Below are 25,248 nucleotides of genomic sequence, written 5' to 3'. Positions count from 1 at the left end.
GAGGGACGCTGGCGATGTCTGAGCCGGGGACCACGGAGCCGATCGAGGAGACCCTGTCGCTTGACCGGGCCCGCTTCGTCAACGACGCCTGCGAGCGGTTCGAGGTCGCCTGGGACGCCGGGCCCCGGCCCCGGATCGAGGACTTCCTGCCCGGGGGGGCCGCCCCGGAACGCCCGGTGCTGCTCCGGGAGCTGATCGCCCTGGAACTGGAGCTGCGCCGGGACCGGGGAGAGCGGCCCGAACCCCCCGAATACCTCGACCGGTTCCCCGACCAGCCCGGGGTCGTCTCCGCCGTCTTCTGCGGCGCCGAGCCGGGGGCGATCGCCGGGTACGAGCTGATGGGGGAGCTGGGCCGGGGCGGCATGGGGGTGGTCTACCGGGCGAGGCAGGGGAGCCTCAACCGGCTGGTGGCGCTGAAGGTGATGCGGTCCGGCCGCCTGGCGACCGAGGCCGAGGCCCGCCGCTTCCGGATCGAGGCCGAGGCGGCGGCCGGGCTGAGGCACCCGCACATCGTCCGGATCTTCGAGGTCGGCTGCTGGCAGGGGCTGCATTACTTCAGCATGGAATTGATCGAGGGGGTCAGCCTCTCCCGGGTCCTGCCGACGCTCCGGGCCGACCCCCGGGCGGCGGCGGTGCTGCTGGTGAAGGTGTCGAGGGCGGTCGGCCACGCCCACGCGCACGGGTTCGTCCACCGGGACCTGAAGCCGGGCAACATCCTGCTCGACGGCGACCCGGCGGACCCCCCGGAGTCCCGGGAGCCGTTCGTCACCGACTTCGGCCTGGTCAAGCGGGTCGGGCCCGGGTCGGAGGAGGGGCCGACGATCAGCGGGGGGATCGTCGGCACGCTCGAATACATGGCCCCGGAGCAGGCCCGGGGGGGCCCGGTCGACGCCCGGACGGACGTCTACGGCCTGGGGGCCGTGCTCTACGCCATGCTCGCCGGCCGCCCGCCGTTCCGGGCCGACTCGCCGATGGAGACCCTCGTCCAGGTCAACGAACGCGAGCCCGAGCCCCCGACCCGGGCCAACCCGAAGGTCCCCCGGGACCTGGAGCGGATCTGCCTGAAGTGCCTGGAGAAGGACCCCGACCGCCGCTACGCCTCGGCCGAGGAGCTGGCCGAGGACCTCGGCCGATTCCTCCGGGACGAGCCGGTCGACGCCCGACGCACCGGCCTGGTCGGCCGCCTCCGGCGCTGGTCCCGCCGGGAGCCCGAGTTCGCCTACCGCCTGGTGGCCCTGGGGGCGATCACGGCCCTGACGCAGTTCAACTACCTCGCCCACGCGCCGGGGATCCGCAAGCTCGACGTCCACGTCCGGGTCACCGGGGCGGAGCTGCTCTGGCTCGTCGCGGTGGTCGTGCTTCGGTTCGCCTCGGCGAGGTCGGCCCGGCCCGCGCGGGTCTGGCCGGCCTGGATCGCCGTGGACGTGATCGCCTTGACCCTGGTGCTCCGCCAGATCGACGCCGCCAGCAGCGTCCTGGTCATCGGCTACCCGATGCTGGTGGCCGCCTCGGGGCTCTGGTCCCGCGAGCGGCTGGTCTGGCTGACCGCCGGGCTGGCGGCCTACGGCTACGCCACGCTCTGGGTCGAGTCGGTCCTCACCCACGGATTCGAGCGCAATTACTACCTGAACATCGTCGTCGTCTCGCTGATGGTGACCGCGATGGTCGTGTCGAGCCAGGTCCGCCGGCTCTGGTCCCTGAGCCGGTTCTACGAGCACCGGCCGGACCGAGGCTGACTGACCGACCGACGGCCGGGCCCTGGCCGGCCCGGCCCGGGTCGGCCAGAATGGGCCGCCGGGGGGGCCCGGCCCGTCTCGCCGGGGCCTCGATCCCGAGGCGAAGCAACCGAGGGGGTCCGATGCAACCGATCGCAATCGTCCGATCCGCGGCCCTGGCCGTCGTCCTGCTCTCGGGGGCCGCCGGCCGGTCGACGGCCCAGGCCCCGGATCTGGGGGTCGGCGACGAGGGCCGCTTCCTCGTCACCGACGACGGCTCGCCGTTCTTCTGGCTGGGGGACACGGCCTGGGAGCTGTTCCACCGGCTCGACCGGGAGCAGGCCCGGCGCTACCTGCAAGACCGGGCCGACAAGGGCTTCACCGTCATCCAGGCGGTCGCCCTGGCCGAACTCGACGGCCTGGACACGCCCAATCCCTACGGCCATCGCCCCTTGGTCGACCACGACCCGGCCCGCCCCGACGTGGGAGACGGCCCCGAGGACGACTACTGGGACCACGTCGACTTCGTCGTCGGGGAGGCCAACCGCCTCGGCCTCGTCGTCGGGTTCCTGCCGACCTGGGGAGACAAGTGGAACAAGAAGTGGGGCGTCGGCCCGGAGGTCTTCGACCCGACGAATGCCGAGGCGTTCGGCCGGTGGCTCGGCGAGCGCTACAAGGACGCGAAGCTCGTCTGGATCCTCGGGGGCGACCGGCCGATCGAGTCCGACGGGCACGCCGAGGTCATCCGGGCCATGGCCCGGGGGCTCGCCGAGGGGGACGGCGGCGCCCACCCGATGACCTTCCACCCGACCGGCGGCCAGGGCTCGTCGCAGTGGTTCCACGACGACGACTGGCTCGACTTCAACATGAGGCAGAACGGCCACGTCGTCGAGTTCGCCCCCCGGTACGCCCAGACCCGGGCCGACTACGACCGCTCCCCCGTCAAGCCGGTGGTTGACGGCGAGCCCATCTACGAGGACCACCCCATCGACTTCAAGCCGGACGAGCAGGGGCATTCCACCGCCGCCGACGTCCGGAGGCCGCTCTACTGGGACCTGTTCTCGGGGGCCTTCGGCCATACGTACGGCCACCACTCCGTCTGGCAGATGTGGGACGAGGGCCGGGAGCCGATCAACCGGCCGCTGATGCCCTGGCACGAGGCGATCGACCAGCCCGGCGCCGGTCAGATGCAATACGGCCGATGGCTGATCGAGTCCCGCCCCTCCCTGTCCCGGATCCCGGACGACTCGATCATCGTGCCCGACGCGGTGACCAGCGCCGTCCCCGGCGCCGGCCGCTACCGGTACGTCGCCACCCGGGACGCCCAGGGGCGATACGCGATGGTCTACGCCCCGCTCGGCCGGGCCTTCCGGGTCCGCATGGACGCCCTCTCCGGCGACACGGCCCGGGCCTGGTGGTACGACCCCCGGACCGGAGCGGCGACCGAGATCGGCACCTTCCCGAGCGAGGGGGAGCGGGAGTTCCTGCCCCCGAGCCCGGGGGAGGCGCTCGACTGGATCCTCGTGCTCGACGACGACTCGCAGGGCTTCCCCCCCCCGGGGTCGAAGGCCGACTGACCGGCCCGATCGCCGCCTCCCCGTCGCGGTCGGGGGATCGGGGCGGTAGGCTGGGGCGCGACGATCGGGGGGGCGGCCCGCCGTCGGCCGGGGGTCGGCCGGGGGAGAGGAGGCCCGGCCCCCGGTCGATCCAGACGAGACGAGACCAACCGGGAGTCGACGCCCATGACCCGACGAATCGCCCTCTCCTGCCTCGGCCTGCTCGCCCTGGCCGCCTCGCCCGCCCTCGCCCAGGACGAGAAGATCGACTGCCTGATCATCACCGGAGACCACCGGGGCCACGACTGGAAGGAGACCACCCGCATCCTCGAGGGCTTCCTGGAGGAAGGCGGACGCATCAACGTCGACGTGACCGCCACGCCGGCGGAGGACCTCACCGAGGAGAACCTCGGCAAGTACGACGTCCTCCTGCTGAACTACCGGCAGACGGACGCCGCCCCCTCGGGCACCGTCTGGACCGACGAGAACAAGCAGGCGCTGCTCGACGCCGTCGAGGGCGGCACCGGTCTGGTCGTCTACCACTTCGCCTCCAGCGCCTTCGCCGACCCGAACTGGGAGGAGTATGAGCGGATGATCGCCGGGGGCTGGCGGACCCAGGGCTTCCACGGCCCGAAGCACGCCTTCACCGTGAAGAAGACCCCGGCCGAGCACCCCATCTCCGCCGGCCTCCCCGATGAGTTCGCCCACGAGGTCGACGAGCTGTACCAGAACTCGATGATGGTCGACGGCAACGTCGTCCTCGCCACCGCCTACTCCGACCCGGACCTCCCCCGGGGGACCGGCAAGGACGAGGCCGTCATCTGGGTGAACACCTACGGCGAGGGCCGGGTCTACAACAACGCCCTCGGCCACGACGCCGCCGCCATCGCCGACCCCCAGTTCCAGGAGTGGATGCGAAGGGGCGTCGAGTGGGCCGCCACCGGGGAGGTCTCCTCCGGGGAGTGATGCTGCATTGGCCGGAAGGCATGCCTTCGGATGGCCGGGGTGGCTGGGGTCTCGTCCGCGAGACCCCGGCCCGGTGGCCTCGTCAACCGGGGTCTCGCGGACGAGACCCCGGCCACCCGAAGGTGACGGATCCGGGCGATTCCGCGTGAATCCATGGCGGACGTCGGATGCCCCGATCGCATCCGCCATCCGCCATCCTCCGGTTCCCCTCCGTGCCCCTCCGGCCGCCTCCAGCGAAGGACCAACGGCATGAGCGATGCCCCTTCGCCCCCCCCCAAGGGCCAGCGCGACTACAGCGGGGTCCGGCTCACGAGGCACGCCCTCGAACGCTTCGTCGAGCGGTTCCACGTGCCGGAGCCGGACGCCGATCCGGCCCTGCGGGCCGTGCTGTCCCGGACCAGGAGGCTGGGGCGCAATCCCGAGAACGGGGCGGTCGCGGTCCTGGGATTGCATCGGGGGAAGATGCTGGTGGCGATCCTCCAGAAGGACGCCTGCCTCACGGTCCTGACCTGGCCGCTCTTCGAGCCGAGGATGCCCGAGTTCGGCCGCGTCCGCCTGCCCCGGAAGCAGGGCCGGATGCTCCGGAGGCTCGCCGGGGGGACGGCGGAGGGGCCGGGGCCGGCGCCGGATGAGGATTGACTCGAATTCGGATGAAACGCAGGGGGGCGTCGCGTGATCATCGTGCTGATGGGGGTGTCCGGCTCGGGCAAGACGACGGTCGGCGAGGTCCTGGCCGACCGGCTCGGCTGGCCCTTCCACGACGCCGACGCCTACCACCCCGAGGCGAACATCGAGAAGATGCACCGGGGGATCCCGCTCGACGACGACGACCGCCGGCCCTGGCTCGAGGCCCTGGCCGAACTGATCGACCGGACCTACGAGCGGGGGGAGGACATCGTGCTCGCCTGCTCGGCGCTGAAGCACTCGTATCAGGACTACCTCAAGCACGACCTGGCCGACGTGCGCTACGTCTGCCTCTGCGGCCCCGAGGAGCTGATCGCCGATCGGCTCGCCGCCCGGGAGGGCCACTTCATGAACCCGGACCTGCTGGAGAGCCAGCTCGAGCTGCTCGAACCCCCCGAGGACGCGATCCGGGTGGACATCAGCGGGACCCCGGGGGAGATCGCCGGGGAGATTTGTCGGGCGCTCGACCTGTGAGCCTGGGAGCAAGTGCGCTCGGCCGGGTCGGCCCCGATCAGCGTCGGCCCTTGGGCAGGCCGTCGTCGTCGCTCTCCTGCTCGACCTTGGCGAGGTCGTCGTCCTTGCCGGCGATGAGGATGGTGTCGGAGTCCTTCAGGGGGGCGTCGGGGTCGGGGATCGGGATCATCTCGTCCCGGAGCATGTCGTGCAGGGCGATGACGGAGATCCGGTAGCGCCGGGGCAGCTCCAGCTCCCGGAGGGATCGGCCGATCCAGGTGGTCGGAACGGCCAGCTCCTGGATGCTCAGGGAGGTCCCCATGCGGATGTAGTTGAGGATGCCCTTGCTGGCGATCCGGGCGGCCAGCCGCAGGGCGCTCTCGCGTTCGGGGAAGATCGACTCGGTGACGCCGATCTTGTCCATGACCCGGGCGTGGTTGATCGAGATCACCTTGACGAAGATGTCCTCGACCTTCAGGTCCTTCAGGGACATCGTGGCCAGGATGCTGGCCGTGATGTCGTCGCCGGTGGAGACGACGCCGACGTCGGCCTTCTCGGCCCCCAGGCGCTTGAGCGTCTCGATCTGCCGCCCGTCCCCCACGGCGGCCGTGTTCACGTACGGGGCGATGCGGTCGACGGCGTTCTCGTCGGTGTCCACGGCGACGACCTCGTGCCCCTGCTCGTGCAGCTTGGTGGCGAGCGTGTGGCCGAAGTTCCCCAGGCCGACGACGACGAATCGCTTCTTCTCCATGGCGGGCTCGGGCTCCTGCTTCGGGTCAGCCGATGACGACGTCTTCCTGGGCGTACCGGAATTCCCCCATCGGCCGGTAGGCGGCGACGGTGAGGGCGGAGGCGACGGTCGGCAGGCCGACGCGGCCGAGGAACATGAGGACGATCGTGGCGAGCTTGGCGAAGACGCTCAGGCCGGGGGTGGTGTCCCGGCTCAGGCCGACGGTGTCGAAGGCGCTGACGGCCTCGAACATGTAGTCGAGGAACCGCTCCGGGGAGCTGCCCTCGCTGATGACGATCAGCAGGATGCAGCCGGTGACCAGGGCGAAGCCGAGCACGACCAGTCCGACGGCGCGCTGGATCGTCTCCTCGGGCACCGTCCGCTTGAGCAGCCCGGTGACCTGCCGGCCCCGGATCCGGGACCAGGCCATCAGGGCCGGCAGGGCGACGGTCGTCACCTTCAGGCCGCCGGCCGTCGAGCCCGGGGCGCCGCCGATGAACATGAGCAGGATCGTCAGGAAGTTCGACCCGACGGTCGCCTGCACGTAATTGATGTTGTTGAAGCCGGCCGTCCTCGGGGTGACCCCCATGAACATCGCGTTCACCAGCTTGGCCCAGGCGGGCATGCCGGAGAGCGAGTTGCCCCACTCCAGGGCCGCGAAGGCGGGCCAGGCCCCGAGCAGCAGCAGGGCCGTCATCCCCAGCACGACCTTGGAGTGCAGCGACATCCGGTAGCCGCGCCCCGCCCGCCGGGCCTTGAACGACATGTACAGCTCTTCCAGCGTCAGGAATCCCAGCCCGCCCACGACGATCAGGGACATCAGGCACCCCAGGGTCAGGGGCCAGTTCTGGAAGCGGATCACCGAGTCGCTGAAGGTGGAGAAGCCGGCGTTGCAGAAGGCGCTGACCGAGTGGAACGCCGCGTGGCCCAGGACCTCCCAGAAGCCGACCGGGGTGTCGCCGCCGAGCGTCCCCCCCTCGCTGAGCGCCCACTGGAGGACCCAGATCGCCGAGAGCAGGACGAAGCCGGCGGCCTCGAAGAGCAGCGTGAAGAGGATCACGTGCCGGGCCAGCCCCCGGTAGTTGATGTTCTGGACCGCCTCCCGGGAGCCGGAGGTGATCGCCTCCTGCCTCAGCGAAGGCCGTCCCCCCATCGCGGCGATCAGGAACGTGGTGAAGGTGATGATCCCGAGCCCGCCGACCTGGATCAGCGCCAGCAGCCAGAGCTTCCCCCAGACCGAGAAGTAGGTCGCCGTGTCGACGACGATCAGCCCCGTCACGCAGACGGCGCTGGTGGCCGTGAAGAGCGCGTCGACGAGGCCCAGCGGCGCCCTCTCGTCGGCGTAGAAGAACGGGACGAACCGCAGGCCGATCGTGCCGATGAGGATCACGGCGAGGAAGCTGCCGAGGAACAGCCACTCGGGCGTGATCTGCTCCCAGGCGGTCTGGACGGTAGCCCTCCGGGTCCTGGCCGCCGAGTCCAGCTCCCACTTGTAGACGCGTCGACGCCTGACCGGGCTCACGGGCGGGGATCCTCCGGCACCGGGCCGGCACAGGGGGGAGGAGGGGGGCGGGGCTTCGCCCGCGCCGACGGGGCGGTCGGGACGTCACGCCCGACGCGACGCCGGGGTCAGCACAGCCGCCCGGCGACCTCGGCGGCGACGGCGCCGGTGAAGCTGCTCGTCGACTCGGAGCCTCCCAGGTCCTTCGTCCGGACCCCCCGGCGGAGCAACTCGAGCGTGCCGTCCTTCACGGCCTTGCCGACCCGGATCTCGCCGACCTGATACAGCAGCATCGACAAGGCCAGGAAGATCGCCGTCGGGTTGGCCAGGCCCCTGCCCGCGATGTCCGGCGCCGTGCCGTGGGCCGCGTCGAAGAGGGCGACCCGGACCACCGCCGAGGCGTCGAAGGCGAGGTTGGCGCTGGCGCCGATCCCCAGCGACCCGGCCAGGCCGCAGGCCATGTCCGAGAGGAAGTCGCCGTACTCGTTGAGCACCAGGACCACCTGGAAGTGCTCCGGCTTCATGATGATCTTGGCCAGCAGGGCGTCGAACAGCTCGGCGTGGTGCGGCACCTCGGGGTACTCGGCGGCGACCGACTCGGCCACCTCCTGGAACAGCCCGTCGGTGGCCTTCTGGATGGTGTACTTCGACGCGCTGGTGACGTTCTTGCCGGTCTTCCGCGCCAGGGTGAAGGCGTACCGGGCCGCCTCCAGGACCGGCTGCCGCTCGACGATCCGCAGGCTGACGGCCCCGCTGTCGCCGATCCTCCGGCCGGGGTCGTCGTAGGTGCCCCCGGTGGCGATCCGGATGATGTCCACGTCCAGCTCGGGCCGGAAGTTCGACGGCACGCCGGGGATGGTGTAGACCGGCCGGTGGATGACCGACAGATTCAGCCGGCGCCGGAGGACCTGGTTGGGGCTCTCCTCGGCGGTGATGGTCGGGTACTTCAGCGCGACCTTGTTGGCCTCGACGGAGGCCACCGCCTCGTCGTAGACCGCCGACCTGCGGGCCCTCCGGTTCTCCAGGGTCAGGTCGACGGGCTCGAATTGCAGGTCGACGGGGAGGGCCCCGGCCAGGGCATGCACGGCCTCGGAGAGCTCGGCGCCGATGCCGTCCCCCAGCAGCTCGGTCACCTTGTACGACGGTCGCATCGCTCGTCGGTTCCCCGGCCGGGTCGGCCCGCCGTCGCGCCGGGCGTACGCCCCGGGCCGCGACGCCGAGCGTCGGTGATCCGGGGATTGTAGGGGAGCGCCCGCCGGGGCGTCAAACCGTCGGCCCGCCGGGGGCCCCGGCCTCGCCGGGCCGGCCCGGGCGGTCGGGAGGGGGCGGTCGTGCGGGTCGGTCCGCTCGGGGGCTGCGCGCGTGCATTTCGGGTGCCTTGGCACGGCGGGAGAAGCGGGGGTATAATCCCTCGTAACCTCGCGTCGATGGGGCCCCCCGAACCTCGGGGGGCCCTCGCGGCCCGGCCGTCGGCGACGAGCCTGATCACGTCTCTTGCGCGCCGGTCGCCCATCGACCCGAACGGAGAGGTCCGATGTCCACCGCCGGGAAAGTCCTGTCGGTCCTGGTCACCCTGATGGCCCTGGTCTCGATCTACCTGCTCGCGATGGTCTCCCAGCTCAACCGGAGCTGGGGCCGGGGCATCGAGTCGGTCTCCGAGCAGATCGAGCAGGTGTCGCAGGAGACCCGCCAGGCCCAGGCCGATGCCTACTCGATCGAGCAGCAGGTCCTCTCGACCCGCCAGGCCACCGACGCCCAGCTCCGGTCGCTCCGGATCACCCTCGAGGACCTGCAGAACCGCGTCAGCGTCCTGCAGGAGTCCCAGCTCCGCCTCCAGCTCCGCCTCCAGGAGGAGCAGGGGCTGATCGCCGGGATGCAGCAGGCGACCGCCGACAAGGAGCAGGAGCAGGCCCGCCTCCAGGCCTCCCTCGACGAGGCGAATGCCCGTCGCGAGCAGCTGGCCGCCGAGAACGCCGAGAAGCTGGACCGCCTCCAGTCGCTCCGACAGCAGTTCACCACCCTGCTGGCCGAGAACGAAGAGCTGCTGGATCGCGTCGCGTCCCGGGGGGCCGGCCCCGAGCCCTCCGACGCCGAGAGCTCCGACTGACCCCGGGCCGGGCTCGCTCGTCCCCTCGCCGGGTCGTCCCATCCGACGGGCCCCGCCTTGCCCGGCAAGGTCGGGGCCCGTTCGACGCCCCGGCTCCGACCCGCCCCCTCGCCCGGTCCGGTCCGGTCCGATCCCCGCCCCGGTTCCGCGACCGACGCCGCCCCGGTAAGATCGATGAAGGCGGCGCGAAGCTCGCCGGGGACCGGCCCGAGCCGGCCGGCCTCGTCGCGCCCGCCCCGCGTCGCCGACTCGATGGACACCCGATGGGCCGGATCGATGGCCGAGGACGGAGCTGGCCCGCGCCCCTTCGACGGGCCCGACGGACCCCGGCTGGTCCCCCCCGGGGACGCCGGGGATCCCCCGGCGCCCCCCCCCGACCGCGCCCCCTGGGTCGGGCTGGTCGCCAACCCGAACTCGGGGATCGGGGCCGGCCGGGCCCGGGTCTCCCGGCTGGTGGACGCGCTGGGGAGCCGGGGGCTGGGGGCGAGGGTGGGCTGGACGCCGGGCGACCGGGCCGAGCTGGTCCGCCGGGCCGGCCCCGATTCGTCGTGCCGATGCCTGGTGGCCGTCGGCGGCGACGGCACGGTGGCCGCCCTGCTGAACGAACGGCCCCGGGTGCCGATCACCGTGCTGCCGGCGGGGACGGAGAACCTCTTCGCCCGGCACTTCGGCATGACCCGGCAGCCGGAGCGGGTGGCCGAGACGGTCGCCTCGGGCCTCGCCCTGCCGCTGGATCTCGGCGAGGCCGGGGGGCGTCGGTTCGCCCTGATGGCCGGCATCGGCTTCGACGCGGACGTGGTGACCCGGCACCACCTCGCCCGCCTCGGCCGGGCCCACCGGGTCCGGCCGACCAGCCGGGTCGCCTACGTCGAGCCGGTCCTCCGGGCCAGCTTCGAGTACGGGTTCCCGATGCTGAGGGTCCGGGTCGAGGACCCCGGGCCCGCCGAGGAATTGCTCGGGGCGATGGCCTTCGTCTTCAACCTGCCGAGCTACGCCCTCGGCCTGCCGATCGCCCCCACGGCCCGGGAGGACGACGGCCTGCTCGACCTGGTCGTCTTCCGCGACCGGGGCCCGTTCGCGGCCCTGCACTACCTCTGGCTGGTCTTCCGGGGCCTGCACCTGAAACGTCCCGGCGTCTGGCACCGCCGGGTCCGGGGCGTCCGGATCTCCAGCGACGGCCCGGTCCCCGTCCAGCTCGACGGCGACCCCGCCGGCTCGATCGACCCGGACGCCCCCGACCCCTGGACCTCCCGGGTCCTCCCCCGGGCCGCCTCGGTGCTCGTGCCGGAGACCTACGCCCGTTCCCTGATGGCCTCGTAGGGGCCGACCGGATCGGGATGGCGGGTGGCGGATTCCCGCATTGCCCGGGAGACTGGCCATCGGGCGGCCGGGGTGGCCGGGGTCTCGTCCGCGAGACCCCGGCCCGGCGGCCTCGTCAACCGGGGTCTCGCGGACGAGACCCCGGCCACCCGGGGTTTATGATCCAGGCAACTCTGCAGATGAGGGATGATCGAGACTGACTCGGGGACCTGGGACGGGCCGGTGGGCTCGTCGAGCACGATCGGGCCGATCAGGGGAACCACCGCCCCGCCCGGGACACCTCGCCGTCCCCGACGCCGCCGATGCGGGGATCCCGGTCCTTCGACCATTCCCGGATCAGGCCCGGGGCCCGAGGGCTCCCCGGCCGGTTGGCCGCCGAGGGGGTCCCTAGGGCGTCTTCGGCGCGCACCTCGGGGGAGACCGGGGGAGGGGAGCCGTAGGGACGGATCAGGTCGTCGGCGAGCCGGGACATCGCGTCGCCGATCGCCCCGTCCAGGCGGGCGGCCGGGATCCGGGACGGGGTCGTCGGCGCCCCCCCCTCGCCGATGACGTGCCCGCCGGGCGGGAGCAGCCTCCCGGGCGTCGGGGCGGGCGTCGCCGGCGTCGACCGCACCGGGGGGGGAGGGCCGGGGACTCCCGGGGGCCGGGGCAGTCCGGCTCGTCGAGGATCGGCCGGCGGGGCGATCGATCGCGCCGGGGACTCCCGGGGGGCGGGATCGGCCGGGGATGCCCGGTCCGAGCCCGGCGTCCGCGGAGGTGCCGGGGCCCGGTCGCCGAGGCCCGGCACCGATCCGTCCAAATGCTCGGCAGGAGACGGCCGGTCCTCTCCCGAAACCGGGTCGGGCAGCCGACCGGTCGCCGATCCGGGCGGCTCCGCCGGCACCGGCACAGGGCCTTGCTCCGGAGCGTTTGACGTCGGCTCCAATCCCCGGTCGTCCTCCTCGGGAGGGCCGGGGAGCCGGGACGGTGAGACGTCGTCGATCGGGGGAGAGGCCGGGGCATCCTCCTCGGTCGGTCCGGGGTCGGGGGGGGGCGAGCCCGTCTCCCCGGGAATTGGCGCGGCCGAGGACAGGACCGAGGGGTGGATCGCCGGAGGGGGCATGGTCGGATCCGGCCGCGCCGGGGAGCCTTGCCTCGACTCGGGGCCCGGGCCCGGGTCCGGACCGGCCGTCGTCGAGCCTGCCGATTCGGCGAGGGCCGGCATCACGCCGGGGAGGATCCCGTTGGGGAACTCGAACGTCAGGCGGATGGGGAGCCCGGGCCCGTCCGGGTCCCGGCCCGGAGGGGGGGGAGGCGCGGGGGGCTCCGCCGGCTCCGGGTGATGGTGGCCGCAGCAGGGGGAGGCGGCCCGGTCGTCCGACGGCCCGCCTCCCCGACCTTGCAGGGTGCTGCCGAGGAAGAAGCAGCCCGAGCCGACGACGATCAGCGTCAGCAGGAACGCGGGATGGTGGTGCGTCGGCTGGGCCCGGGAATGGCCTTCGGTCCGGCTCATCGCTCGTCCTCTCGGATCGGGGATTCCCCTCGGATTCGACGGCCGATCGCCCGGAAGGGCCCGGAGATCGGGCCCTGCCCGGCCACGCGGTCCCGGGGGGGCCGGCGAGTCACCGGGACCCCCGACGGCCGTCCCCCGGCCTCCGGCCCGATCGGCCCGGCCGCCCGGTGGCTCAGGCGGCCCCCTGCCGGGAGGCGGGCTCGGGGCAGGTGGGGAGGATGAGGGTGAAGCTCGTCCCCTTGCCCGGGCGGCTCTCGGCCCGGAGCCGGCCGTGGTGGGCCTCGACGATCTCCCGGCAGACGGGGAGCCCCAGGCCGGTGCCGCCCAGGCCGGTGGCGTCGGGGCCGGTCTTGGTGGTGAAGAAGGGCTCGAAGATGCGCCGGAGGTCCGTCGGGGCGATCCCGACCCCGGTGTCCGACACCGACAGCTCGGCCTTCCGGCCGGTGGCGTCGGCGCCGACCCGGATCCGCAGCTCCCCCCCCCGGGCATCGCCTGTCGGGCGTTGATGACCAGGTTCAGCAGGACCTGCTGGATCTGGGCCGGGTTGGTCTTCGCGTGGGGACGCCCCTCGGCCCGGTAGTCCAGGGCGATCCGGTGCTTCTGCAAGTCCTTGGCGACGAGCAGCAGCACCTCCTCGGTCAGCCGGACGAGGTCGGTGCTCGCCTTTCGGTCGGCCCGGGGCCGGGCCAGGCCGAGGATCCCCCCGGCGATGGCGGTGGCCCGCTGGGCGCCGTCGAGGATCTTCCCGAATGCCTTCTCGCGGTACTCGGGGTCCTTGCTCCGCATCCCCAGCTTGGCGTAATTGAGCACCGGCATCAGCGCGTTGTTCAGCTCGTGGCAGACGCTGCCGGCGAGCACCCCCAGGGCGCTGACCCGCTGCAGCTCCACCACCTGCCGGCGGAGGGCCTCGACCTCCGCCCTCAGGCTCGCCAGCTCCTGGGAAGGCCCCTCGGACCGATTCGCGTGCGACGGCATGGCGAGTCGCCCTCCTGGCCTGGCCGGTTGCCCCCGAATAGGCTGATGCCGATTGTTCTATCGGCAGGGGATGGGGCGGTCGTCCAGCGAGAAGGGCGGGGGAGGTCGGTCGGAGGGCGTCCCGGAGGGAGCCGGTTGGTGGGCCTTCGGGAGGAGACCAGGCCCAACCGACGACCGGCGGGTCGGATCGCCCGATCCCCCCTCACCCGGGCTTCGCCCACCCTCTCCCCCGCGGACGGGGGCGAGGGTCGGAATCTTCCCCCCCTCTCCCCGCTCGCGGGGAGAGGGCCGGGGTGAGGGGGACTGGCCTTCGACCTCAAGCCGCTCGAATCGTCTGATTCCCCCTCACCCGGCCTCCGGCCACCCTCTCCCCCGAAGACGGGGGCGAGGGTCGGATCGGCCGGACGTCCGCCGATCGGATCGTCGCCAACATCCGAGGGCATGCCCGGCCGGTCCCTCGACCGGGTCCGACTCAGGCGGCCTCGTCGGCCTCGGGCTCGGAGTCCGGGCCGGGGGACTCCTCCGGGGCCTCCTCGCCCTCCGATTCGGCCTCGGCCGGGCCGGGGGGGGGAGGGGGGGGGCCGAAGGGGTCCTCGAAGACCAGGGCGTTGGCCCGGAGCAGGTTGCCGTGCGACTGGGGGGTGGTGTTGCTCTGGGAATAATGGTAGGTGGCCCGGCCGATCTCCTCCTTCGCGTCGTAGAGCATGCCGAGGTTGGCCTCGGCCCCGAGCCGGAGCAACGTGGCCGGCCGCCCCCGGACGATCGCCGGATCCTGCGGGGGGAGCCTCAGCGATTGTTCGAAGAGGTCGATCGCCTGGTCGGGCATCTCGTCGTCGATCTGGGCCAGGCCGAGGTAGTAGGTCGCGAAGAGGTCGAGCGACTCCTGGATCTCCCGGATCGCCCGGGGGTCGATCTGCCCCTCGGCGGCCTGGGGGACGTTCCGCCGGAACCGGGCCCGGGTCAGCTCCTGCTTGGCGTCGGCCAGGTCGCCCCGGAGCTGCCGGAGCCGGGCGCCGAGCAGGGGGAACTGGGGGTCGAAGTAGAGGTTGACGAACTGGACCGCCCGGACGTAGGCGGGGTCGGTGAACAGGCGGAACTCGACGGTCAGCGGCAGCTCCCAGAGTTCCACCGCCTCCAGCCGGCCCCCCAGGGCCGAGGCCCAGGCCTCGCGCTGCTCGGCCGGATCCCGGTGCAGGACCATCCGGTTGGCCCCCGCCAGGTCGGCCTGCAGCAGCCCCATCTTGGGGGCGAAGTAGCCCCGGCTGGAGTCGAGGAAGACCCGGACCCGGCCCAGGTCGGCGGCCTCGGTCTCATACGGGATCGGCGGGTCGGGCAGGTCCAGGCGGTCGAGCACGCCCGGGTCGGTCGCCGCCTGCTCGAGGGTGGCGACCCCGCCGCCATCGGGGGCGGGGATCTCCATGCCGAGCCGGGCGTCGAACAGGTAGGGCACCCCGTCGACCAGGGCGGCGCAGGCCCAGTAATACGGCCGCTCCTGGACCTCGACCTTCGTCTCCTGTTCTCCCGCCTCGTCCCCGCCCCCCTCGGCTGCAGCTTCGGCTTCGACCTCGACCTCGACCTCGGTCGTGTAGCCGATCATCGCCGCGTCGACGCCGATCTGGCGGCAGAGGGCGAGGAAGACCCACGAGCGCTCGGCCCAGGCGTTGCCGGGGATCTCGGAGGCGAAGCCCCGGACGATCACGTCGTAGGGCCGGGTCGGCGCGGGCCGGATCCCCTGGCCCGCGAGGATCTCCGGGATCGGCGCGTCGGGGGGGACGAGCTGGACGTGCCGGACGGTCCAGTCGAAGAGCCGTCGGACGCGGTCGAGCGTCGTGCCCGGGCCGGCCACCCGGGAGGCGATGTTGTGGTAGAGCAGGCAGTCCTCGATGTGCCGGGCGTCCTTCAGCTCGAAGGCCCGGGCCTCGAAGTCCTCCACCTTGAAGGGGGACTTGGCCATCTCTTCCGTGAGGTACGACCCCGACTCGGGGGAGAGCCGGAACGCCTCGTCGGGGGTGCCCTTGAAGTACTGGTTGAGGTTGTCGGTGGCGATCCGGATGTTCTGGCCGCCCGGGGTCAGCGGGGCGCGCTCCAGCAGGCTGACGACGTTGCGGAGCAGGGCCTCCCGCATCTCCGGGTCCATCGCCACGCCCCGGAAGGGGTCCCTGGCGGCGGCCCCGCCCTCGGGGGCGTCGCCGGCCTCCCCGGGGGCGGCCTTCGGGGCGAATGCGCCCCCGGCCGCGGGGCCGGGGGGCCGGTCGTCGTCCCCCCCGCCGCAGCCGAGGGCCAGGATGCCGAGGGCCGAGGCCAGGCCGACCGGGCCGAGCCATCGAGGTGTTCGCCTTCGCCTTCGCACGGGGGTCGCTCTCCGGGTGCGTCGTCGTCGATGCGTTGCGTCGCGCCGCATCGCGCCGCAAGGGGGGCCTTGGGGGGAGACGGCCCCGCTCGGGCCGTCCCGGTGGCCCGGTCCGGCAGAGGGGGCGGGATCGATCGACCTATTGTGACCGATCCCGGGCCCCTCGGCGAGCCGGGGGCGCCGGGACTCGGCCCCGATCTCCTCAGCTACGCCCCGGGCCGCCCGATGGTTCGGGCGCCGCCCCCTCCTCGATCGCCGACCGGATCCGCAGGCAGGTCCGCAGCAACGCCGGCAGGTCGTCCAGCCTCAGGGCGTTCGGGCCGTCGGAGAGGGCCTCCTCGGGCCTCGGGTGGACCTCCAGGAACAGCGCGTCGACCCCGGCGGCCACCGCGGCCCTCGCCAGGTAGGGGATCATCTCCCGCTCCCCGGCCGTCACCCCCTGGCCGGCGCTCGGGAGCTGGACCGAATGCGTGGCGTCGAACACCACCGGGACGCCCGTGCCTTGCATGACCGGGATGGCCCGGAAGTCGTTGACCAGCCGGCCGTAGCCGAAGGTCGTCCCCCGCTCGGTGAGCAGGATGCCGACGGCCCCCGCCCCGGAGAGCTTGGAGACGACGTGCCCCATGTCCCAGGGGGCCATGAACTGCCCCTTCTTCACGTTCACCGGCCTCCCGGTGGCGGCGGCGGCCTCCAGCAGGTCGGTCTGCCGGGCGAGGAAGGCCGGGATCTGGAGCAGGTCCACCACCCCGGCGACGGCCTCGCACTGGATCGACTCGTGGACGTCGGTCGTCACCGGCAGCCCGGTCCTGGCCCTGATCCGCTCGAAGGTCCGCAGCCCCTCCTCGACCCCCGGCCCCCGGAAGCTCGACTTCGACGTGCGGTTGGCCTTGTCGAACGAGGCCTTGAAGACGACCGGGATCCCCAGCTCCTCACCCAGCTCGGCGAGGCGGTCGGCGATCCGGTCGGTCAGGTCCCCCGGCTCGATCACGCAGGGCCCGGCGATCAGGGCCAGCGGCCCCCCCCGGCCGATCCGGGTCTTCGGGCCGAGGCTCACGGGGTTCGGGGGGCTGGGCACGGCGGTCGTCCTCGATCGGCTCGGGGGGGCGGGAGCTGCCGGATCCGACCGGCCGGGCCACCCCTCCCGGGGGATCTTACCAGCCCCCGGCCCGCCGGCCAGCCCGGTCCGGTCCGGTCCGGTTCCCGGGTCGGGGTCCGGCCCGGCCCCCGACGACCACTGGCCCCGGCCCCCGGATCGGTGTAGGGTACACGATCGACCGCCGGGGACGGGCGCCGGGCCCGCACCGACCGAGTCGACCCCACCCGAGGGAGGACGACCCGACGATGCGCCTGCTGACCGTCGCCACCGATCGGGGCCCGAGGGCCTGCGCCGAGCACGCCGGCCGACTCGTCGACCTCAACGCCGCCGACCCGACCCTCCCGAACTCCGTCCGGGAGCTGATCGCCCTGGGGCCCGATCGGCTCTCCCGGGCCCGATCGGCCCTGGACCGGGCCCCGACGTCCTACGACCCGGCGTCGAGCCGGCTGCTCGCCCCGGTCCCCGACCCGAGGAAGATCATCTGCCTGGGCCTGAACTACCGGGACCACGCCATCGAGACCGGCGCCAAGATCCCCGAGGAGCCGATCCTCTTCAGCAAGTACCCCACCGCCCTGACCGGCCACAAGGCGCCGATCCTGCTGCCGAAGATCTGCCATGAGGTCGACTTCGAGGCCGAGCTCGTCTTCGTCATCGGCCTGCCCGGCCGGGACATCCCCCGGGACCGGGCGATGGACCACGTCGCCGGCTACGCGGTCGGCCACGACGTCTCGGCCCGGGACTGGCAGCTGGGCAAGCCCGGGGGCCAGTGGATGGCCGGCAAGACCTTCGACACCTTCGCCCCCGTCGGGCCCTCCCTCGTCACCGCCGACGAGGTCCCCGACCCCCACGCCCTGGGCATCCGGCTCCGCCTCAACGGCCGCCTGATGCAGGATTCCAGCACCTCGCAGCTCATCTTCCGGGTGCCCGAGACGATCGCCTACCTCTCCCAGATCATGACCCTGGAGCCCGGCGACCTGGTCTTCACCGGCACCCCGCCCGGCGTCGGCATGGCCCGCAAGCCCCCCGTCTGGCTCAAGCCCGGGGACGTCGTCGAGGTCGAGATCGACGGCCTCGGCACCCTCTCGAACCCGATCGAGGCCCGGCCCTGACTCGCCCGATCGATCGGCCCGGGCCCCCCGATCAACCCCGGGGGGCCCTCGCTTCCTGCTCGGCCCACGCGCGGTCTTCGGGGTGCAGGGGCAGATCCAGCGGGGCCCGGTAGTCGACCGACCGGACATACCGACCCCGATCGAAGGCGGTCTCGTACACCTCGGCCAGGTCGACGGCGATGTCCGGGTCCGGCGCCCTCAGGGGGATCGGCAGCATCGGCAGGCGGTGGCGCAGGGTCCAGGCGTAGACCTGGCAGTCCGGCCGCTGCTCCCACCGGGCGACGATCGCGAAGAAGTCCCCCGGCGGCAACGGGCGCCCCATCGGGATCCGCTGGCCGCCGACCAGCAGATCTAGCTCGACGAGGTGGACCTGCTGGCGGAGCACGGCGTTCCGCCTCGTCAGGTAGTCGCGACGATCCGGCTCGACCTTGTTCGCCGGGGAGAGCAGCTCCAGCACCGCGACGAGCTTCCGATCGGGTCGGTGGAGGATCTTCAGGAAGACCTCCCGGTCTTCGTCCAGGATCACCGTCGGGATCGTCTCCGGGTCGAGCGTCGCGACTCCCGATGCGGCTCCTTCCGGTCTTCGTGTCGCGTGCGTGACGGCGATGTCCGGCCGGATCAAGTAGTTCTTGTCCGTCTCGACGTCGACGAGTTTGACCCGCTCCTCGACCCGTACTTCGTATTCGTCGGGCAAACGATTGGCGAGGGCCTCCTGCCAGTAGTTCAGGAATTTCAGGTGGAACTCGGGCCAGTAGCCCTGCGCCTCCAGGTACGGATCAACTCCGGGGAACGGTCCGGGCATCGCTTCGAACCCCCAGTCAAGGCACCCCGATCGGGCCGACATTCCTCCCCCCCATCCTATCGCTTCGGCCGGCCCAGGTCGCGTCGATCCTGCCCCTCGACGACCGCGATCGGGCTTTGCCGATCGGGCGGCGGGCCTGATATCCTGGCACCTCGGACCGAGAACCGCCCGTGTGCCCCCGGAGCGATCCCCATGATCGGCCTCGCCGCCCTGCTCCCGATCCTGCTCGCCTCACCGGGGCCGGACGACGGCGCCCCCGGTCGCCCGGACGATCTCCGACGCCATCAGGGCACCTGGGCCGTCGTCCGGTCGATCCGGGACGGCGAGGAAGGCCCGGTCGACGCGATGAAGGAGATCACCCGGGTGGTGGAGGGGGATCGGGTCGTCTGGGAGCGATCGGGGGAACCGTTCGCCGCCACCCGGTTCGAGCTCGACCCTGACGCCGACCCGAAGGCCATCGACCTGATCCCCGAAGGGGGGCCGAACCGGGGGGAAAAGGTCCTGGGAATCTACGCCTTCGAGGACGACCTGCTCGTCCTCTGCACCGCCGACGCCGGCCGTCCCCGGCCGACCTCCTTCGAGGCCGGGCCCGGCAGCGGCACCACGCTGATGACCTTCCGGCGCCTCGATCCGGCGGACGCCCCCCCGCCGGGCGACTCCCCCTGACCTCCCCTCTTGCCGGGGTCGGGGCCTTGCCCACCGGGCGATCGGGCGGGACAATGAAGTTCGAATGTTCAACCCGGCCGCCCCCCCTTCGCGGCCGGGAGCGGTCGGCCCCTCGCCGATCCGTCCGAACCCGGTCCCCCCGATGACTTCGCCGAGCCTCGGCCCGCCCCGACCCCCCTCGGGGCCCCCGGCCGGGTCGCAGGAGTGCGCCGAGCGATGACGAACCCGTCCGACCCCCTCGATCGGCTCGACCAGCCGTTCTCGGCCCCCTTCGTCCATCGCCTCCGCTTCACCCGGGACGTGCTGGGGGCCGACTCCGAGACGCTGGCCGAGCTGCTCGAACCCTCCGGGGACCGCCCGGCCCGGGTCCAGTTCTGGGTCGACGGCCACGTCCTCGACGCCCGCCCCGGCCTGCTCGCCGACCTCCGGGCGTTCACCGAGCGCCTCTCCGGCCGGATCCGGCCCGTCGGCGACCCGGTCGTCGTCCCCGGCGGCGAGGCGATCAAGAACGACACCCAGGGCCTGGAGGGGATGCTGCGGTCCTTCAACGAGGCCGACCTCGACCGCCGCAGCTACGTCGTCGTCGTCGGCGGGGGGGCGGTGCTGGACGCCGTCGGCTTCGCGGCGGCGATCGCCCACCGGGGCATCCGCCTCGTCCGGCTGCCGACGACCACGCTGGCCCAGGCCGACTCCGGGGTCGGGGTCAAGAACGCGGTCAACCTCTTCGGCAAGAAGAACTGGCTCGGCGCCTTCGCCGTCCCCTGGGCGGTGGTCAACGACGAGGCCCTGCTCGAGACCCTGCCCGACCGCGACTACGTCTCCGGCTTCTCCGAGGCGGTCAAGGTCTCGCTCCTGAAGGACCCGATCGCCTTCGACCGGATCGCCCGCACCGCCCGCCGGATCGCCCGGCGCGACCCCGAGGCCGTCCGCCCCGTCATCCGGGACTCGGTCCGGATGCACCTGGACCACATCACCCGGGGCGGCGACCCCTTCGAGGCCCTGGAGGCCCGCCCCCTGGACTTCGGCCACTGGTCGGCCCACAAGCTGGAGCCGCTCAGCGGCTTCGCCCTGCGGCACGGCGAGGCCGTCGCCATCGGCGTGGCCATCGACACCGTCTATTCCTCCCTCGTGCTCGGCCTCGATCCGGGCGTCGCCGACCGGGTCGTCCGCTGCCTGGCCGACCTGAACCTGCCGCTGGACGACCCTTCGCTGGACGACACCGACCACCTCTTCCTCGGCCTGGAGGAGTTCCGGCAGCACCTCGGCGGCCGGCTCACCCTGACGATGGTCCCCGCCGTCGGCCGGCCGGTCGAGGTCCACGAGGTCGACTACGAGGCCATGACCCGGGCGATCGCCCGGGTCCGCACCCTGGCCCGACGGCTCGGCACCCCCCGGGTCCCCCGCCTCGACCCCCCGCCGCACCCCGGCGGCTGCGCCCGGCCCTCGGAGGAGGCCCGGCTCGGGCTCGACCGCCCCGGGTCGGTGCTCTGGTCGGGCCGCTGAGCCCGGGGGCGCCAGGGCGGTTTCCTTCTGGACTAGCGTCAATGACCGGCCGGGGTTATATCCATCCGGTGTGGCCGATGACATCGGGAGGCCGCCTCATCAGGACCCAGGCATGGAAGCCCAGCCCCCGCTGATGGAACTCCTTCAGGACATCCCTGATCCGCGTCGGCGCCGGGGCACGCGTCATCCGCTGCCCGCCCTGCTCGCCCTGGCCGTCGTCGCCATGCTCGCCGGCATGGCCGGCTACGAGGCCATCGTCCAGCACGGCAAGCAACGCGGCTGGGACTTCCTGCAGCAGCTCGGCTTCACCACCCGCAAGGGCCTCTGCAAGGCCACCTACTCGCGCGTCTTCCGCCGCATCGACGCGGCCGACTTCGAGGCCCGGGTCGCCGGCTGGATCCGCGGCCGGCTGGGGCCCGACGAGGCGGCCGAGCACATCGCCCTGGACGGCAAGGCCGCCCGGGGCAGCCGCGACGGGGCGGCCCCCGGGGCCCACCTGGTCGCCGCCTACGCCCCGCGGGCCCGGGCGGTGCTGGCCCGGTTGCGGGTCGACGCCAAGACCAACGAGCACAAGGCCGCCCTGGAGCTGCTGGGGGTGCTGCCGCTGTCCGGCACGGTCGTCACCGCCGACGCGATGTTCACGCGCCGCGACGTCTGTCAGGCGATCGTGGCGCGGGGCGGCGACTACGTCCTGCCGGTCAAGGAGAACCAGCCGACGCTGGCCCGCGCCATCGAGGCCGCCTTCGCCGGGCCCCCGCCCGGGCTTTCCCCCCCGGCAGGCCGCCCGTCGTGAGGCCGGATTCGAGCGGGCCCGCCAGATCGACAAGGGGCATGGGCGGATCGAGGAGCGGTCGATCGAGGTGACCGCCGCGCTCGGGGAGTACCTCGGCTCGGACTGGCCGGGCCGCGTGCGGGTCTTCCGGCTGAGACGGGTCCGCAAGGTGGGCGGGAAGGTCGAGGCCGAGGTGGTCCTGGGGATCACCAGCCTGGGCCCCGAGCGGGCCGACGCGGCGGAACTGCTCCGGCTGACGCGGGCCCACCGGGGGATCGAGAACGGGCTGCACGGCGTCCGCGACGGGACGTCCCGCGAGGACGCCAGCCGGATCCGCAGGGGCGGCTCGGCCCAAGTCATGGCGATCCCGCGCAACGTGATCATCTTCTGCCTGGGCCGGTCGGGCCATCGGAACGCGGCCGCCGCGACGAGGCATTACGTCTGTCACCCCGAGGAGGCAATCGAACTCCTGTCAACTCCAAGATGAGAATGAAACGGCCCTGCCGGGGGCGCCGGTCGCGTGGAAGCCCGGGCCGGATTGCGGTACGATCGGGGTTTCTTCCACCCCCCTCCGCCAACCGAACCAGGCCCGACGGTCCCCCCCGCCATGCCCCGACGCCGATCCCTCGTCGACACGACGGGGACGTTCTCCCTGCTGGACGACCTGACCCCCCCGCTGCGCTGGCCCGAGTTCTTCGGCGACGACCGCCCCGTCGAGCTGGAGGTCGGCCCCGGCAAGGGCGTCTTCCTCGCCCACGCCGGGGCCGAGCAGCCGGGGACCAACTTCGTCGGCGTCGAGCTGGCGAAGAAATACGCGATCATCTCGGCGGCGAGGGCCGTCAAGGCGGGGCTCGACAACGTCCGGGTCGTGGCCGGCGACGCCCAGAAGTTCCTCGACGACTTCGTGCCCGACCGCTCGGTCGAGATCCTGCACGTCTACTTCCCCGACCCCTGGTGGAAGAAGCGGCACCGCAAGCGCCGGGTCGTCAACGCCCGGTTCGTCGACCGCGCCTCGAAGGTCGTCAAGCTCGGCGGCGAGCTGCGGGTGATGACCGACGTGGAGGAGTACTTCCGCGAGATCCTCGACCTGCTGACCCCCCACCCCGCCTTCGAGCCCATCGACGAGTCCCGCGTCGAATCCGGCGACGCCTGGCAACTCCAGACCAACTTCGCCAACAAGTTCCGCATCGAGGGCCGCCCCTTCTTCGGCGAGCGCTACCGCGTCCTGGAGCCCTGAATCGGGGGTCACTCATCCCGGATCGCGCGAACGACTCACACGCGTGGAGGGTGCCATTGGTGGCATGCCCCCAGAGTCGGCCACCGACAAGTGCCACCCACACAGGGTGCCACTGGCTCCGCCAGTGTCTGCGTCCACTCGGCACTGAAGGAGCCAGTGGCACCCAGATCAAGACTCCTCGCCAGTGCCACCCTGCCGATTTGTTGTCTGGATGCATGGGCTAGTTTGAAATTGCACTGGAGTGCTCGACGTCATTGCAAAGAGGGGTAACAATTATGTTGTACGCACTTCTTGGGTTGGTTTCTCTCGCTTCGATCGCGTTCGGTCTCTATGGAATGCTAAAGAAGCAAGACCTCGAGACTATGATCGCACGCCTCAATAAAGAACAGGAGGCAATGCGACAGGAACTGACAGAGCTAGATCGGATAAGAAATATACCAAATATAATTAAAAAATGTAAGCAGTTGAAAGCTCGTGCCGAAGCTAAGATGAAAGCTGCCCAAGTTCGGGCCGACCAACTGATCGCCGGAGCGGAAGAACGTGCGGCGACTCGGATGCAAGAGCTAACCCGCGAGGCGGAGGGAATGGCGGCTGGCGCCAAAGAGTCTCTCCGAGTCACAAAGGCCCAATCCGCAGCACTCCTCGAAGAAGCCGAATCCAAGGCAAAGGAAATCACCCGCGAGGCGAGGAAGGAGGCCAAGGAGAAGACCCGAAAGGTCGAGGAGACGTTGGCTTTGGCCGTAGATTATGCGGCCGAGATCAGGATGATGGCTGATAAGCGGGCTGAGGCGATTGCCGACAAAGCATATGAGTCACTTCGGCTTCATGACCATTATGCGGATACGGTACAAGCATACAAGAATACGGTGGACGGCTATCTGGGCACGTATGCGGTACCGGCTTCCCATCTTCTTGACGAACTCGCTGATGAATTCGGATTCCACAAAGCCGGCGAGCGCTTGAAACTGGCCAGGCAACGCACCAGGATCATGGAGGAGAGCGGCGAGGCCGCCGATTGCAACTATCCGCCGGGGTGGAAGCGAGACTACGCGATCAACTTCGTCCTCAGCGCCTTCAACGGCAAGGTTGACTCCATCCTGTCACGGGTCAAGCCTTCCAACCAAGGGAAGCAGATCCAGGAAATTAAAGATGTGTTCTCGCTGGTAAACCATAATGGAAACGTGTTCAAGGGGGCGAGAATCCACGGGGAGTTCCTCGAATCCAGGCTCGACGAATACAAGTGGGCCGTAGCCATCCAGCGATTAAAGGACAAGCAACGCGAGGAGCAGCGGGCCATCAGGGAGCAGGTTCGCGAGGAGGAGAAGGCGAGGAAGGAACTCGAACGGGCACTCAAGCAGGCACGTCGGGACGAGGAGCTTCTATCAAGGGCACTGGAGCAGGCCAGACTCGAATTCGAGCATGCGACCATTGAAGAGAAGGGAGTGTACGAGGCTCGACTCAATGAACTAAGCGCGAAGCTCGCGGATGCGGAAGAGAAGAATAGAAGGGCCGTATCCATGGCTCAGCAGACAAAATGTGGGCATGTGTACATAATATCGAATCCTGGATCGTTTGGAGGCGACGTCTTCAAGATCGGGCTCACCCGGAGACTGGAGCCCATGGACCGGGTCCGAGAACTCGGCAACGCCTCTGTCCCATTCGGTTTCGATGTCCATGCGATGATCTATTCGGAGGATGCCCCAGCCCTTGAGGCTTCGCTCCACAGGAAGTTTCTCCCGATGCAGGTTAACAAAGTTAATCGGCGGAAGGAGTTCTTCCGAGTCGGGATTCACGCCATCAAAGCAGCTCTCGACGAGATGGGCCTCCAAGCGAGGTGGACATTGACAGCGGAGGCTAGGGAGTACAAGGAGACACTCACACTCGAAAACGCCATGCGAGATGATCCCCAGCTCAGGAGTAAATGGCTTGAAGAGCAGGCGGCACTGGAGCAGAGTGCTGTCCTCGGGGATGAGGAGGAAGATGACAGCATCATCGAGGAAGAAGGGGAGGTAGAAGCTCTACCCTGATATCCAAGGAACATCCGATCTTCGCGGGTGGCCCCGACACCGTCCCCGGTACCGGGCGGCGCAGCCGCAAGAGGGCCGTGGACGAGCGAGGGGCGTCCTCCGGGCCGACCCCTCCGACCGCCTCGTGTCGCTTCGCGACCCGGACACCGCGGACGGTGTCCGGGCCACCCGCGGGGCGTTGCATGAC

The 25,248-nt window shown here is 71.5% G+C and carries 22 protein-coding genes; 14 read left to right on the top strand and 8 right to left on the bottom strand.

From position 1 onward, the window contains the following. The first annotated feature begins 14 nt into the window (after positions 1 to 14). The 5 genes from ElP_RS30690 (at position 15) to ElP_RS30670 (ending at position 5,395) form a co-directional block, all read left to right on the top strand. Positions 15 to 1,736, top strand: coding sequence for a serine/threonine-protein kinase (locus ElP_RS30690; RefSeq protein WP_145276754.1), 1,722 nt, complete (start codon positions 15 to 17; stop codon positions 1,734 to 1,736). A gap of 122 nt (positions 1,737 to 1,858) precedes the next feature. Beyond that, on the top strand, positions 1,859 to 3,292 hold the full coding sequence (locus ElP_RS30685; RefSeq protein WP_145276753.1) for a glycoside hydrolase family 140 protein: 1,434 nt from the start codon (positions 1,859 to 1,861) through the stop codon (positions 3,290 to 3,292). A gap of 165 nt (positions 3,293 to 3,457) precedes the next feature. Next, on the top strand, positions 3,458 to 4,237 hold the full coding sequence (locus ElP_RS30680; protein WP_145276751.1) for a ThuA domain-containing protein: 780 nt from the start codon (positions 3,458 to 3,460) through the stop codon (positions 4,235 to 4,237). Positions 4,238 to 4,486: 249 nt separating this feature from the next. Beyond that, entirely contained in the window at positions 4,487 to 4,876 is a 390-nt protein-coding gene (locus ElP_RS30675; RefSeq protein ID WP_145276749.1) for a hypothetical protein, read from the top strand. A 33-nt stretch (positions 4,877 to 4,909) separates the two neighbouring features. Further along, on the top strand, positions 4,910 to 5,395 hold the full coding sequence (locus tag ElP_RS30670; RefSeq protein ID WP_145276748.1) for a gluconokinase: 486 nt from the start codon (positions 4,910 to 4,912) through the stop codon (positions 5,393 to 5,395). Between the two features lie 37 nt (positions 5,396 to 5,432). Here ElP_RS30670 and ElP_RS30665 read toward each other — a convergent pair whose 3' ends face one another. The 3 genes from ElP_RS30665 to ElP_RS30655 form a co-directional block, all read right to left on the bottom strand. Continuing rightward, the gene (locus ElP_RS30665) at positions 5,433 to 6,125 is read right to left on the bottom strand and encodes a potassium channel family protein (protein ID WP_145276746.1); all 693 of its coding nucleotides are present in this window, start codon (positions 6,123 to 6,125) and stop codon (positions 5,433 to 5,435) included. A 25-nt stretch (positions 6,126 to 6,150) separates the two neighbouring features. After that, positions 6,151 to 7,626 (bottom strand): TrkH family potassium uptake protein, encoded by a 1,476-nt coding sequence (locus tag ElP_RS30660; RefSeq protein ID WP_197446504.1) that lies wholly within the window; start codon positions 7,624 to 7,626, stop codon positions 6,151 to 6,153. Between the two features lie 107 nt (positions 7,627 to 7,733). Beyond that, the gene (locus ElP_RS30655; RefSeq protein WP_145276744.1) at positions 7,734 to 8,756 is read right to left on the bottom strand and encodes an isocitrate/isopropylmalate family dehydrogenase; all 1,023 of its coding nucleotides are present in this window, start codon (positions 8,754 to 8,756) and stop codon (positions 7,734 to 7,736) included. Between the two features lie 383 nt (positions 8,757 to 9,139). On the opposite strand from ElP_RS30655, the gene ElP_RS30650 reads away from it, so the two are divergent. Further along, positions 9,140 to 9,712, top strand: coding sequence for a hypothetical protein (locus ElP_RS30650; protein WP_145276742.1), 573 nt, complete (start codon positions 9,140 to 9,142; stop codon positions 9,710 to 9,712). A 276-nt stretch (positions 9,713 to 9,988) separates the two neighbouring features. Beyond that, entirely contained in the window at positions 9,989 to 11,032 is a 1,044-nt protein-coding gene (locus ElP_RS30645; protein WP_145276740.1) for a diacylglycerol/lipid kinase family protein, read from the top strand. A 250-nt stretch (positions 11,033 to 11,282) separates the two neighbouring features. Here ElP_RS30645 and ElP_RS30640 read toward each other — a convergent pair whose 3' ends face one another. The 4 genes from ElP_RS30640 to kdsA all read right to left on the bottom strand — a co-directional run bounded on the left by ElP_RS30640 (position 11,283) and on the right by kdsA (position 16,924). Beyond that, on the bottom strand, positions 11,283 to 12,524 hold the full coding sequence (locus ElP_RS30640; RefSeq protein WP_145276738.1) for a hypothetical protein: 1,242 nt from the start codon (positions 12,522 to 12,524) through the stop codon (positions 11,283 to 11,285). 172 nt (positions 12,525 to 12,696) lie between these two features. Further along, entirely contained in the window at positions 12,697 to 12,951 is a 255-nt protein-coding gene (locus ElP_RS40135) for an ATP-binding protein (RefSeq protein ID WP_231749878.1), read from the bottom strand. Positions 12,952 to 13,971: 1,020 nt separating this feature from the next. Next, the gene (locus ElP_RS30630; protein ID WP_145276736.1) at positions 13,972 to 15,849 is read right to left on the bottom strand and encodes a hypothetical protein; all 1,878 of its coding nucleotides are present in this window, start codon (positions 15,847 to 15,849) and stop codon (positions 13,972 to 13,974) included. Between the two features lie 202 nt (positions 15,850 to 16,051). Continuing rightward, on the bottom strand, positions 16,052 to 16,924 hold the full coding sequence (gene kdsA, locus ElP_RS30625) for a 3-deoxy-8-phosphooctulonate synthase (protein ID WP_145276734.1): 873 nt from the start codon (positions 16,922 to 16,924) through the stop codon (positions 16,052 to 16,054). A gap of 266 nt (positions 16,925 to 17,190) precedes the next feature. Here kdsA and ElP_RS30620 point away from each other — a divergent pair, with 266 nt between their 5' ends. Further along, positions 17,191 to 18,054 (top strand): fumarylacetoacetate hydrolase family protein, encoded by an 864-nt coding sequence (locus ElP_RS30620; protein WP_145276732.1) that lies wholly within the window; start codon positions 17,191 to 17,193, stop codon positions 18,052 to 18,054. A gap of 31 nt (positions 18,055 to 18,085) precedes the next feature. Here ElP_RS30620 and ElP_RS30615 read toward each other — a convergent pair whose 3' ends face one another. Continuing rightward, entirely contained in the window at positions 18,086 to 18,856 is a 771-nt protein-coding gene (locus tag ElP_RS30615; RefSeq protein WP_197446503.1) for a DUF4058 family protein, read from the bottom strand. A gap of 192 nt (positions 18,857 to 19,048) precedes the next feature. Between ElP_RS30615 and ElP_RS30610 the strand changes: the two genes are divergently transcribed. From ElP_RS30610 to ElP_RS30585, 6 genes are all read left to right on the top strand, one after another. Continuing rightward, entirely contained in the window at positions 19,049 to 19,522 is a 474-nt protein-coding gene (locus ElP_RS30610; protein WP_145276728.1) for a TIGR03067 domain-containing protein, read from the top strand. Between the two features lie 216 nt (positions 19,523 to 19,738). Next, positions 19,739 to 21,025 carry a 3-dehydroquinate synthase gene (locus ElP_RS30605; protein WP_145276726.1) on the top strand — a complete coding sequence of 429 codons (1,287 nt, stop codon included), beginning with the start codon at positions 19,739 to 19,741 and terminating at the stop codon, positions 21,023 to 21,025. Positions 21,026 to 21,137: 112 nt separating this feature from the next. Further along, positions 21,138 to 21,818, top strand: a complete 681-nt coding sequence (locus ElP_RS30600) for an ISAs1 family transposase (protein ID WP_145276724.1) — start codon at positions 21,138 to 21,140, stop codon at positions 21,816 to 21,818. 67 nt (positions 21,819 to 21,885) lie between these two features. Further along, the gene (locus ElP_RS30595) at positions 21,886 to 22,284 is read left to right on the top strand and encodes a hypothetical protein (protein ID WP_145276720.1); all 399 of its coding nucleotides are present in this window, start codon (positions 21,886 to 21,888) and stop codon (positions 22,282 to 22,284) included. A 120-nt stretch (positions 22,285 to 22,404) separates the two neighbouring features. Beyond that, positions 22,405 to 23,034: a tRNA (guanosine(46)-N7)-methyltransferase TrmB gene (gene trmB, locus ElP_RS30590; RefSeq protein ID WP_145276718.1), complete on the top strand. Its 630-nt coding sequence runs from the start codon at positions 22,405 to 22,407 to the stop codon at positions 23,032 to 23,034. 335 nt (positions 23,035 to 23,369) lie between these two features. Beyond that, the gene (locus ElP_RS30585; protein ID WP_197446502.1) at positions 23,370 to 25,061 is read left to right on the top strand and encodes a GIY-YIG nuclease family protein; all 1,692 of its coding nucleotides are present in this window, start codon (positions 23,370 to 23,372) and stop codon (positions 25,059 to 25,061) included. Positions 25,062 to 25,248: the final 187 nt, after the last annotated feature.

The sequence above is a fragment of the Tautonia plasticadhaerens genome, from assembly GCF_007752535.1.
Taxonomy (GTDB): domain Bacteria; phylum Planctomycetota; class Planctomycetia; order Isosphaerales; family Isosphaeraceae; genus Tautonia; species Tautonia plasticadhaerens.
This window is presented reverse-complemented; position numbering and strand designations above follow the sequence as displayed.